The following is a 12607-nucleotide window of genomic DNA, read 5'->3' as shown; positions in this document are numbered from 1 at the left end:
TTAATAGAAATGAATAAAATCTACGCTATAATTTCTGTTCTGCTAATAATTGCCATTTTGCTTAATGCTAGCCTGTTTCAGGTAGAACAAAGACAAAATGCTATAGTCTTCCAGTTTGGAGAAGCAGTGAGAGTAGTGGAAAAACCTGGCTTAAACTTAATTATACCTCTAATTCAAACATATTCCCTTTTTGATAAGCATTTACTGGATGTCAATGCTGAATCTAAAGAGTTAACAGCTTCAGATGGTAAAAGAATTATAGTAAATGCCTTTCTAAAATTTCATATTATACAGCCTATTGTATTCTATAAGACCGTCTATAATTATCAAGGAGCTGAACTAAGGTTAAATAAAATTTTAGAATCTTCAATGAGAAAAGTAATAGGAAGGTTTCCATTAAACACTCTTCTTACAGACCAAAGGACTGTATTAATGCATAAAATTAAAAATTTAGTGGATGAAGAAGCAAAAGACTTCGGGATTAAAATACTTGATGTAAAAATTCTAAAAGCAGACCTCCCTTCAGAAAATGGAGCTGCAATTTACCGCAGAATGCAAACAGAAAGAGAAAAAGAAGCTAAACAAATCAGAGCAGAAGGTAATGAAGAGTCTGCAAGAATTAGATCAAAAGCAGATAAAGAAGTAAAAGTAATTATCGCAAATGCTTATATGGAAGCTCAAAGAATGAAGGGTATAGGTGATAAAGAATCTACAAGGCTTTATAACTCTGCATATAGTAAAGATCCTGAATTCTACTTATTCTATAAATCATTGTCTACATACAAAGAGGCATTACAAGATAACACATATTTGGTATTATCACCTAAATCAGAATTTTTAAAATACCTAAAATTGTTCCATTAGAGCTCTTTATTTGTAAATGATTTTGAATATAGCTTACTAACTGCTGAATTTATAGTTAAAATCATATTTTGTTATTTTATAAATTTGATATAAGCTTGCAACTGAATTAATACATATAAAAAATCAACATTTTATACCATGATACTTCAGGATTCTTTCAATGAAGAAATTGCAATTTTAAATTTTTATAGTTTTACTAAAATTCAAGATAAAGATTATTTGCTATACAAAATATTATTTCAGGCAAAGAAAAAATATATAAGAGGTACAGTAATAATATCAGATGAAGGGTTTAATGGAACAATTTCAGGGGAAGAAAAAGCTATAAAGCTGTTGTTATCGGATATCATAAAGATCTCTAATACAGATAACATTAATACTAAACTAAGCTTTAGCAATTTGCATCCATTTGATAAGATCAAAGTAAAGATTAAATCTGAAATAGTAAAGCTAAATGTTGGATATATTGATGTAGCAAAACATGCAGCTACATATATTCACTCAGAAAATTGGGATAATTTTATCAATTCAGAAGATGTAATATTAATAGATACAAGAAATCACTATGAAACAAAATTGGGGCATTTTAGAAAAGCAATTCACCCTAATACAGATTCCTTCCGGGATTTTGTATATTGGTTAAAGTCTAATAAATCTTTATTATCAGGAAACAAAAAAATTGCAATGTACTGTACAGGAGGAATAAGGTGCGAAAAAGCTACAGCATATATGAAAACTGCAGGATATACACAGCTTTTTCAATTAAAAGGTGGAATCCTGGAATATCTGGCTAACCAGTCAATAGAACATAAAAACTGGCGCGGAGAATGTTTTGTTTTTGATTCTAGGGTATCTATTACAGCAACCAATAAAATTAATTAATATATGTAAGATATAAATATTTTGCATATCACAACAACATAATTATTAACAATTTTTAATTACAACATCATGGAACAAGTCATAGAATCTCAAAAGTTAAAATACTATATAGATAAAATAGAAAATTTAGAAGCTACTAAAAAAGATATATTACAAGATATCAAATCTGTTTACGATGAAGCAAAATCCGCAGGATTTGATACCAGAGTAATGAAAGAAATCTTAAGAATTAAAAATATTGATAAAGCAAAACTGGAAGAACACGAAACAGTATTAGAATTATACAAAGCTGCATTAAATATATAGTAAGTAATCACAGCTAAACCTTGAACTAAATTCTACTCTCACTAATAATACATAAACTAGTATAAAGAGGTGAAATGCCCAAAGGATTCTTTTATAGCATCAGCTAGCTTCATGACTACGTGATGTGCGATAAAATATACTGTACAGAACATTACCATGATTTGTACAGGTGTGAATATAAAAAAGACCTGAAAACTTGGAATCATCCTAGATACTATTGCACCAGAAATCAGCAATACACCACTTAATATTATAATAGGAGCACAAATTTTAAAAGCTAACAAAAAGCTTTGATTCATAGCTTCTGCGACCATATTGCCTATATCTGATATTTGGACATTCTGATGTAATATTGATAAACTCTTATAACTTTCTGCTATAGCATATAAAAATATATGATGAATATCTGATATCATTATAACCAATATCAAGTATAAAATAAAAAAATTAGAAAATAGAGATTTTTGTATTCTTTGATGAGGATCAAAAAACAATGAAGCTCCTAAAGAAGACTGTGTAGAAATTAGATGGTCAATAAACTGAGTAATACTGAATATGATACGAGATGTGATACTAATAACAATACCTATAAAAAACTCCAAAGCAAGATATCCCAAATTAGGCAATATATTATCTTGATATTTTGGTAAATATACGACTACATTTGGTAATAGAACTATAGTGAAAGTAAACATTATTAATAACTTGTGTCTCTTCAAAAGATACTCATTATTCATAACATAAAAATTACTAATAGCAGCCCCAACTCTAGTTAATACTAATAAAAAATGGTAAATCAACTCTAAAATCTCTCTCTCAAGCACCCACTGCACCACTGATCAATAAAAAATATATAAAGACTTATTATATTGAAATTTCATTATTAGTCTAATTTAATATCATTATTTTTTTTAAACTCTAATAAAGTATCATCATCTGCATTAATACCCCACCTATCACAAATATTAACATACTGAGTGGTTAATAAATAAATCCTAACATTAAAAAAAAGCTTATATATTTTTTTTAGTATTATTGGTAATATAAAATATATCATCAATCCTACAGCTGTTGTAAAATATACCTGGTACCACAAATCTTTCGTAGAGATATAATCTAATATTACACCCTCTACATTACTAGAACTAAAGAGTTTTAGTAAAAACGGCAATATTCCAATTAAGTTAAAATTGACTACCACGTACGACATATTTTTACTCACATTTATGACTAATACCAACAATGAAGGGATTATTATCAATATAAACAAAATAAAACTGTTGTAGTTTATAGTGAATAAAAATAAGGCAACTACACCTAAGAAAAAAATTACTACTCTATAAAATAATGAATTAATAACATTAATAATCTTAAAGTACATATTAATATATCAAATATTTTTAACTGTTAAAACTAGAATAATTATAGCCAATAATATATAAGAAGTAATTATAGTAATGTTCTCTCCTAACTCTTTATACAATTTATAATTTTCTTGTTTATTACTAGTTAAATCTTTCATTTTTTTCTTTATATGCTGTAGCTTTTTCTTAACTTTAATATACTTTGAATTATCATTAAAAACCAACTTGTTACTTGATATAAGAAATTTCGCTATAAGCTTTATATCATGTAGTGTAGCTATTTTATCTAAACGCTTTATCATAGAATTTTTTAACTTCGTATCATATACAATATTACTAAGTAAAATCTTTAGTTCGTCTGTAATAACATTACATAAGCTATTGATAGGAATTCTTGGTAATTGACTATGTAGTAGATTTATTATAGATATAAATTTCAAAATATAATGCTTAGATAATGCTGATAATTTTTGTATACCAATAGTAGGATTAATATTATTTTCTAATTTTAATCTATACATAATAAATGAAATAACATACTGATCCAGGTAAATCGTTTTCTTATACTCTTTACTATACTCTTCTAACTCAGTCAACAAAACAGATATATTATCTATATATTGGTTTAAGATACTACTAATACATCCAATATTAGGGTTCAACATATATAAAACTGTCTCTAAATTACATCTAGATGAGTAATATTTATAATGCTCAACGATTTGAGCAAAAAGCTGTTTGTGTTTTTCTAATACATAGCCTATAGATTCTGTATTACTATAATACTTCCAAGCAGATTCCTTAATAAGATAATTAAATAACTCTTCTGCAAGTTGAAATTGTTTAGTTATCATAAAATGATAAAATAATTCCGGAATTGCTACTGCTGTTACTCCTATATTTTTAATTCTAATACATCCTTCTGAATCCAAAATTGCTAATAAATGACAGAACTTAAGGTCCATAACGATGGTTTGTATATTATTATACTGCTTAGCACTACTAATTTGATAAAAAAAATCTGGAATATTATTAAGAATTTGCATATTAGCTATCCATTGCTTAAACTGAACATCATTAACAAGATTTGAAGAATGCTGCCAATTCTTAAATATCACATAAGCAATAGCCTGGACAGAATAATATTTTTTGTTACTAAATACCAATGGATAATGATTTTTATTAAACAATTCACGATATAGGAATTTTTGATTATTGTTGTTGCTTTGCCACATAACAATATCTAAAAGGTCAGACCTTGTAGATATTTTATCCTCTAACGTAGATTGCAAAAAATATTGCATTTTGTTTGGGATCTTACTAGTTATTTGTTCTGAAACTATGGTTTTATATGTAGTATGTTCTAGCCGAAATATATTATAATCCTCTGTATTCTCGAATTGATCCCATGGAGATTGCTTTGATAGCAAAGAAAATACTAATATACCTAATGCATAAATATCACCTTTAACGCTATTAGGTCTTCTACCAGCTGGATGACAAAATAGAAACTCAGGTGCAATATAGTGATTAGGTTGATAATAATATTTATAGCTAGTTATAAATTCACGTAGTAAAAATTTAGGGCCGTTATCATTTTTCAATATAATATTACTACTATGTATATTATATCCATAGATACCAACTTCGCCTAATTTCGACATCAATTCTGTAAGACTAGATATAAGAGTTTCTAACTCTAACTTAGATATTAATCTATTATTTAAAAATATATTTGTTAAATTATCATGATAGTCATAATATTCTACTATAGATACCAAATGAGTAGAATGATCTCTTGAAAGTCTTACTATAGAATAATCAATCACGTTATTTAAATAACAATCCCTAAAATTCACTAACTTACTAATTTCTTCTACAGGTACTAAAAAATTATTTTTATAAATTATAGCAAAATATTTTTGAGAATTGTGAATATTAAATGCACAATAATAATCACAGAAATCATTACTAAGCTTGTATATATGTTGTGCTAAATCTATCTTATAAAGATCATTTACTACATCTATAGTGCTGCTTCTGTTAATACTGGGATACATTATTAATACTGATGAATCATAAAATAACCTAAATGTTATAAAAACTTTACTTATACAAGATATTCTAAATACAAAAAAGGCGCTAACACTAATTTAGTTTACAATACGGTGCTCTTGAGACTCAACCATTACAAAATCTGTATTTTCTATATTTATTTCTTTTTCGATAAATATATCATCAAATCCGATATATTTAACTTTGCCTATTAAAATACCAGGAGGATAAAATTGACTATCTCCTGAAGTATATATTTTTTCCCCAGTATGAATAGAATTTTTTGTTTGTAGATATTTCACTTTAAGGTTACCATTCTTTACTGATAATACAGCTTTTTCTTTAGAATGCTCAGTAACAACTGAAATATTAGAGTTAGGATCTAATATCAACATTACCTCAGAATAATGCTTACTTGTATTTATTATTCTACCAATCAGCGCACGATTAAAAGTTACTATATCATGCACATGAACTCCAAGTTCAGATCCTGCATTAATGACTAAACGTCCTGCACTATGATTATTGAGTGATCTACCAATTATCTTTGCTATAACTGTTTTAGGAGGCAATGTATATGCAATATTTAATAACTGTTTCAAATGCTCATTCTCCTTTTTTAGCATAAGATATCGATTATGAGAATCGTGTAAATTAATATTTTCTAAAATCAGACGTTTATTCTCTGAATCTAATTGCTGATAAAAAAATATCTTTTTCTTAATACCAGCAATGCAATTGTTGCACTCACTATAGAATAAGTTATTGAAATACAACATCTTCCCTGTAATACCGAGGACTAGCCTGGACTGAAAAGGATAAAAAGACAGAGATATAAAATAAATTGATAGCATCAGTAATAGCACCGGCAACATATTATAAAATATCATAAATAGCATATTGAGCAGCTCAAATAAGGCATCAATACTTCCTCTTTTTCTGTTCCTCAGCAGTACCATATAAACACACTTATGTATAAGTAACTAATAGCTATTATTATATCATAATCAAAAAGTTAATAGAATCTGTATTTCTAATATTTAAATAAAAAATCTATTGATATTTAGTATATAATGATATTATATATGTGTTGATAAGATAACGATGTTAGGTGTATTTTAAAAGTAAATGATTATTAATTAAATAGATGAAACTTAAAATTTTAGGTGGTTATGTATGAACTAACTGCAATTAATAGTAAGTATTGTATATATGAATACTTACAGCAAGTTAATAACATCCCTTCCTTAAGCTGCGAAGAAGAAGTGGATTTAGCAAAACAATATTACGCAAGCAAAACAATAGAAGCTGCACATAAGTTAGTCACCAGCCACCTCAAGCTTGTAGTAAAAATTGCACTTGGTTATAGAAATTATAAACTACCGATGTTTGACTTAATAGCAGAAGGCAACATAGGTCTGATGCAAGCAGTTAAAAAATATAACCCACACCTAGGGCATAGATTATCTACATATGCTATGTGGTGGATTAAAGCCGCAATACAGGAATTTATATTAAAGTCTTGGTCATTAGTAAAAATAGGAACTACAAACGCACAGAAAAAAATATTCTTTAGTCTGAATAAAATCAAACAAAAAATATCTAATATGTATGCTAGACCTGTCAATAGTGAAGATAGTAAAGATATTGCAATATCTTTAGGAGTAAATGAGTCTGAGCTTTTAGAAATGGAGCAAAGACTTTCAGGGCATGATGTATCTCTCAACCAAAGTTTAAATGATAATAATAATTCACCAGAAATGCTAGAATTAATACCAGAAACCAGGTTGGGTCAAGAAAAAAAATACATGCTCATCCAAAATACTAAACTCCAGCAAGCATTGCTTAACAAAGCTATTGATTCTCTGCAAAAACGAGATAAAGAAATATTTATAGCACGTAAATTAAAAGAATCGCCTTCAACGTTGCTAGAATTAAGTATAAAATACTCTATATCGAAGGAACGTGTAAGACAAATAGAGAATAGAGCTTTTGCAAAAGTAAAACAATTTATGTTAACCGGATTAGTATAAGATATATTGAACGTTATACTAAATATCCTAAAAGATATACGATACTACATCTACTACTGGTTTAAAAAAAATACACTAACCTCAATAGTAAGATATGCAATCAATGAAACTAATAAGAATTGATTAACCAATTATGATAAACTACAATAAGTTGTGTGTTGACTATATAAATAAAATCCTAACAGAAAACAGATATAGGTTGTTTGAGCCACTGAATAAAAATAGATGTATCTCTGATATACCAAATGCATATTTGGTTAATGGAACTCAAATAGTGGTATGGTGCAGTAATGACTATTTAGGAATGAGTAACAATCAAAAATTAATAGATACTGCTAAGCATTCAATAGAAAAATATGGTATAGGGTCCGGAGGGACAAGAAATATTTCTGGTACTACAGAATCAATAGTTAAACTTGAACAAGAAATTGCAGCACTACATACTAAAGAATCTTCTTTAGTATTTACTTCTGGGTACATAGCAAATGACTCTGCATTAGTAGCTTTATCTAGAATATTACCAGATCTAGTATTTTTTTCTGATGAATTAAATCACGCATCAATAATATCTGGTATATATAACTCTAGATCTCAAAAATATATATATAAACATTTAAATATGGATCATCTAGAAGAATTGCTACAAAAAATAGATATCAATACACCAAAAATAATTATTTTTGAATCAATATATTCTATGGATGGTTCGGTTTCACCTATACAAAATATTTGTGCTCTTGCAAAAAAATATAACGCCTTAACTTACATAGATGAAGTACATTCCGTAGGATTATATGGTGAACAAGGGGCAGGTTTAGCTAATATGTTAGGGTACGAAGATAAAATAGATATAATACAAGCAACATTAGCAAAAGCTTTTGGTGTTATAGGTGGTTATATTGCTTCTAATACGGTACTAATTGATGCAATAAGGTTAAATTCTAAGGGATTCATATTCACCACATCATTGCCTCCAGTTATTACAGATACAGCAAGAGAGAGCATTAAATATTTGAGACACTCTAATATTGAGCGTACACAACATAAACAAGTTATAAATTCTGTAAAAAATTACTTGAATCAGGCTGGGATTCGCTATATTAAAAATGATACCCACATAATAGCAATAGTTATAGGAGATCCAAACAAAGCAAAACAGGCATCTGAAATGTTACTTAGGAATCACAATATTTTTATACAGCACATCAATTTTCCTACTGTACCTAGAGGCACTGAAAGACTTAGAATTACCCCTACACAATTGCATACTGAGTCTATGATCAAAGATCTAATTGCTGGGCTGCTAGATGTATTTTATAAATTAAAAATTGATTTACCTTTACAAGAAATAGCTTGATATTTAGATAACATCAACTAAAATTCAGATATACAACTAGCTTATACAAAGTTAAGTATAATATATCACTAATTAAATAGATATAGTAGGAGGGGTAGCTAAGCGGTTTAAAGCGCACGCCTGGAAAGCGTGTTTACCTTATGGTAACGAGGGTTCGAATCCCTTCCCTTCCGCGCCAGCTTGTGATTTCTTTAGATATAGTAAATAAAATATCTAAATAATTTCTGCCTATAGCTCCTGTTGTATGTGTAAAATAATTATTTAAGAAAACACAAAGTTCTAAAACCTTGTATTATACTATGTATCGTAATAATTTCCTTGGAAGCGTAGTATGAAAATTTTGCAGTACTAAATTTTAGATTATAAATACTATTGAATTCATCGCTTTTAAGGTTATAATACTTAACCAAGAACTAACATTAATAACTAAGACTTCACACAGTTTAGCTAATTTCTGAGTTTTAATTAATTAGTACTTATTTATAAAACTACTCAGATTATTTAACAATTAAGAAATGAGGTATGCAAAATGCAAATTTGCTACTATCATATAAAACAGTAATCTAAGCTGGGGGACTATTCATTGAGTAACATAGTAATGAAAACTGACTTTATTTATTACTATTTGATCTATTAATTTCAATGAATCCGAATGGAACCCTAATTTTTGCTATATATAGTTAACTTTACATTACTTAGTATATTAAATATTTGTAGAGCATAAGATATAAAAATAGTTTATATTATCTCTTTTAAAATAAATTTTTTACAGAAAATTTTTGATTACTAATGTTATCAAAGCACAATACCAGAATTATTTCTATTATATTAATATTAGTGATACTCATCACAGCTTCAGTTAGCATGTTTTGGATAATATATAGGCCTGGTCCACTGAAAAAAGATACTGTTCTTACAATTAGCACTGGAAAAAACATAACACAAATATCTAACGAACTAGCAGCAAAAGATATTATTGATTCCCCATATTTATTTAAAATTATAGGATATATATTTAGTAAATTCGGCATTTTTTTTAAAGTTGGTGAATATAAAATACATAAATACTCCAGTATAGCAACAATTACAAAAATTCTAATATTAGGAGAATCTATAATATATAAATTAACTATTCCAGAAGGATACTCCATAAACCAAATATTACCAATAATAGCAAGTAACCAGAAACTAAGTGGTAAGATAGATTTTGCTGTAGAAGAAGGGGAATTGATGCCATCTACATATTTCTATTTATATAATGATACTAAAAATAATTTAATAAAAAAAATGCATTATGATATGTTAAATTTATTGGAGGATTTATATAAAAAAGTAGAGGATAAATCCATATTAAAAAACAGTAAAGATTTACTTATACTGGCTTCTATAGTAGAAAAAGAGTCAAGTGATGATATTGCAAAATCTAAGGTTGCTGCAGTTTTTCTAAATCGTTTAAAATGCGGTATGAAACTACAGTCAGATGTTACAGTAATATATGCACTAACTTTTGGCAAATCAACTCTCAATAGAGATTTGAATTATAAAGATTTAAAAACGCCATCAGAATATAACACCTATTATATTGATGGATTACCTAAAAAACCTATCTGTTGTCCAGGAATAAAGTCAATAGAAGCAGTAATAAATCCGGCAGAAATAAATGCAATATATTTCATCACAGATCATAATAATAAATATTATTTCTCTACTAATTTAAATGAACATAATAATTATAAACTTCAATTTAAAAAATTACGATGAATTCTTAATTTGTATTTTGTAGCATATTTATGTAAGATGTTACCTGAAAGTTATCACTACATGATTCAATAACATATATTTAGTATATATGATGCAAGATACAAGCAATATTTTAGATGGAAAGTCATTAAGTAAAAAAATTTTATTTACATTGCATGAAAAAATTTTGGACTACCATTCCAAACAAAATATCTTTCCAAAGATAGCTATAATAATAGTAGGAAATGATGAAGCAAGTGATATATACGTAAGTAGAAAAATTAAAGCTGCAAAATCTGTAAATATTCTAACAAAATTAGATGCATATAGTGAGGATATTAGTACAGAGAGTCTTATATCACATATTCAAGATCTCAATAAAAATCCTACAGTATCTGCAATATTGGTACAACTACCACTACCAGAACATATAGATGCATTAGCAGTAATTAATGCAATAGAAGCTAGTAAAGATGTAGATGGATTGCACCCAATAAATGTAGGATTGCTAAGCAATGGTAGTAGTCAGGGGTTTATACCATGTGCTGCCCGTGCATGCTATGAAATGATCAAATACTGCCAAAGTGATCTTACAGGCAAACATACAGTAATTATTAATCGTTCTAATATAATAGGTAAACCTCTAGCATCACTGTTATTAAGAGATAATTGTACTGTAAGTATATGCCATTCAAAAACTGATAATTTGTCTAATATAACATCAACAGCAGATATAGTAGTCTCCGCTATAGGAAAAGCAAAATTTTTAACAGAGGAATATTTTAACAATAACGCAATTATAATAGATGCTGGTATTAGTAGAATATCTATAGGGGATAAGTATAAGATATTAGGTGATGTAGATTTTGATACAGTAAAACATAAAGCAAAATATATAACGCCTGTACCAAACTCTGTCGGGCCTATGACCATTGCGTTTTTATTAGTTAATGTGTTTATAGCAATGCAAATTAACCATGTTAAAGATAAAGTTAAATAACATCCTAAATAAATATTTTGTATGCATATATGCATTATATAGCCTTGTAATATTCAGTATGCTAATGAAATCATGCTAATTCACCAAACTTTAATCAAAAATTTAAAGGAAATCATAACTGAAGCGGGGGATTTGTCTATAAATATTAGAAATGATGGATTAATTATAAAATACAAAAAAGATAACACCCCGGTTACTAATGCAGATATTGATCTCAGTGATTTTATATATAAAAATATTAAGAAGATGAATCTTAATATTCCTATAATCTGCGAAGAAAGAGCCAGTATAGATTTCCAATCTGATTATTTTTGGCTAATTGACCCCATAGATGGCACTAAGGGTTTTATTAACCAAGGTAAACATTATACTGTAAATATAGCTCTTATTTATAATCAGAACCCTATATTTGGTATGATATATCTTCCTGTATTTAAAAATCTATATTTTACAGATCATGAACAACAATTAATTAAAGAATTAAACAATAATAATTATTTTTCATCTAAAGTTCACGAAAATGATGAATTTATTGGAGTAATCGGAACAAAAAATACAGATTCTATCACCAAAGAATACATGCAATTCAATAATGTGCATAACATTAAAATTATACCTAGTTCCATTAAACTATGTTTGATAGCAGACGGCACATGTGATATATATCCAAAATTTGGTCACACAATGGCATGGGATACAGCCGCAGGACACGCATTAATAAATGCAACAGGAGGGAAAATAGTAAATGCAAATAATACCAACCAAGATATTAAATACAGAAAAAACAATTTTGCCAATCCTCACTTCATAGCGATGAGTAATAAATGGATACAACATAAATACAGAAAATAACACATTAATCTCATCACAATATACCATATCCCATTGAACGATAATAGGAAGGCACCTGGTCGGATTTGAACCAACGACCACTGTCTCCGGAAAACAGGACTCTACCAAACTGAGCTACAGGTGCAAAATAAAACTCAAATAATAGTATATTGTT

Annotated in this window: 12 protein-coding genes and 2 tRNA genes; 9 read left to right on the top strand and 5 right to left on the bottom strand. The window is 27.9% G+C overall.

Features of this window, described 5'->3' with window-relative positions:
- The first annotated feature begins 9 nt into the window (after positions 1–9).
- The 3 genes from hflC to IHI24_RS01820 all read left to right on the top strand — a co-directional run bounded on the left by hflC (position 10) and on the right by IHI24_RS01820 (position 2052).
- A complete protein-coding gene (gene hflC / locus IHI24_RS01830) occupies positions 10–864 on the top strand; it encodes a protease modulator HflC (RefSeq protein ID WP_194966365.1) in 855 nt (284 codons plus the stop codon).
- Positions 865–1002: 138 nt separating this feature from the next.
- Positions 1003–1746: an oxygen-dependent tRNA uridine(34) hydroxylase TrhO gene (gene trhO, locus IHI24_RS01825; protein WP_194966364.1), complete on the top strand. Its 744-nt coding sequence runs from the start codon at positions 1003–1005 to the stop codon at positions 1744–1746.
- A gap of 69 nt (positions 1747–1815) precedes the next feature.
- Positions 1816–2052: a DUF2312 domain-containing protein gene (locus tag IHI24_RS01820; protein ID WP_194966363.1), complete on the top strand. Its 237-nt coding sequence runs from the start codon at positions 1816–1818 to the stop codon at positions 2050–2052.
- A 56-nt stretch (positions 2053–2108) separates the two neighbouring features.
- Here the strand turns inward: IHI24_RS01820 and IHI24_RS01815 are convergent, their stop codons facing one another.
- From IHI24_RS01815 to mreC, 4 genes are all read right to left on the bottom strand, one after another.
- Positions 2109–2876 (bottom strand): flagellar biosynthetic protein FliR, encoded by a 768-nt coding sequence (locus IHI24_RS01815; RefSeq protein WP_194966362.1) that lies wholly within the window; start codon positions 2874–2876, stop codon positions 2109–2111.
- A gap of 59 nt (positions 2877–2935) precedes the next feature.
- The gene (locus tag IHI24_RS01810) at positions 2936–3433 is read right to left on the bottom strand and encodes a hypothetical protein (protein WP_194966361.1); all 498 of its coding nucleotides are present in this window, start codon (positions 3431–3433) and stop codon (positions 2936–2938) included.
- 9 nt (positions 3434–3442) lie between these two features.
- Positions 3443–5476, bottom strand: a complete 2034-nt coding sequence (locus IHI24_RS01805; protein WP_194966360.1) for a protein kinase domain-containing protein — start codon at positions 5474–5476, stop codon at positions 3443–3445.
- A gap of 93 nt (positions 5477–5569) precedes the next feature.
- A complete protein-coding gene (gene mreC, locus IHI24_RS01800) occupies positions 5570–6430 on the bottom strand; it encodes a rod shape-determining protein MreC (RefSeq protein WP_194966359.1) in 861 nt (286 codons plus the stop codon).
- A gap of 213 nt (positions 6431–6643) precedes the next feature.
- Here mreC and rpoH point away from each other — a divergent pair, with 213 nt between their 5' ends.
- From rpoH to IHI24_RS01770, 6 genes are all read left to right on the top strand, one after another.
- The gene (gene rpoH, locus IHI24_RS01795) at positions 6644–7504 is read left to right on the top strand and encodes an RNA polymerase sigma factor RpoH (protein WP_194966358.1); all 861 of its coding nucleotides are present in this window, start codon (positions 6644–6646) and stop codon (positions 7502–7504) included.
- A gap of 133 nt (positions 7505–7637) precedes the next feature.
- Positions 7638–8861, top strand: a complete 1224-nt coding sequence (hemA, locus tag IHI24_RS01790) for a 5-aminolevulinate synthase (RefSeq protein ID WP_194966357.1) — start codon at positions 7638–7640, stop codon at positions 8859–8861.
- Between the two features lie 88 nt (positions 8862–8949).
- Positions 8950–9034 (top strand) — tRNA-Ser (locus IHI24_RS01785).
- A gap of 616 nt (positions 9035–9650) precedes the next feature.
- Positions 9651–10622: an endolytic transglycosylase MltG gene (mltG, locus tag IHI24_RS01780; protein WP_194966356.1), complete on the top strand. Its 972-nt coding sequence runs from the start codon at positions 9651–9653 to the stop codon at positions 10620–10622.
- Positions 10623–10710: 88 nt separating this feature from the next.
- The gene (locus IHI24_RS01775) at positions 10711–11601 is read left to right on the top strand and encodes a bifunctional 5,10-methylenetetrahydrofolate dehydrogenase/5,10-methenyltetrahydrofolate cyclohydrolase (RefSeq protein WP_194966355.1); all 891 of its coding nucleotides are present in this window, start codon (positions 10711–10713) and stop codon (positions 11599–11601) included.
- A 72-nt stretch (positions 11602–11673) separates the two neighbouring features.
- A complete protein-coding gene (locus IHI24_RS01770; protein ID WP_194966354.1) occupies positions 11674–12453 on the top strand; it encodes a 3'(2'),5'-bisphosphate nucleotidase CysQ family protein in 780 nt (259 codons plus the stop codon).
- Positions 12454–12503: 50 nt separating this feature from the next.
- Here the strand turns inward: IHI24_RS01770 and IHI24_RS01765 are convergent.
- Positions 12504–12577, bottom strand: a tRNA-Arg gene (locus IHI24_RS01765).
- Positions 12578–12607 lie beyond the last annotated feature (30 nt).

Source organism: Rickettsia endosymbiont of Cardiosporidium cionae (genome assembly GCF_015476335.1).
In the GTDB taxonomy this organism is placed as follows: domain Bacteria; phylum Pseudomonadota; class Alphaproteobacteria; order Rickettsiales; family Rickettsiaceae; genus JADHZC01.
The sequence above is the reverse complement of the archived record's forward strand: the minus strand, read 5'-3'. Positions and strand labels throughout refer to the sequence as shown.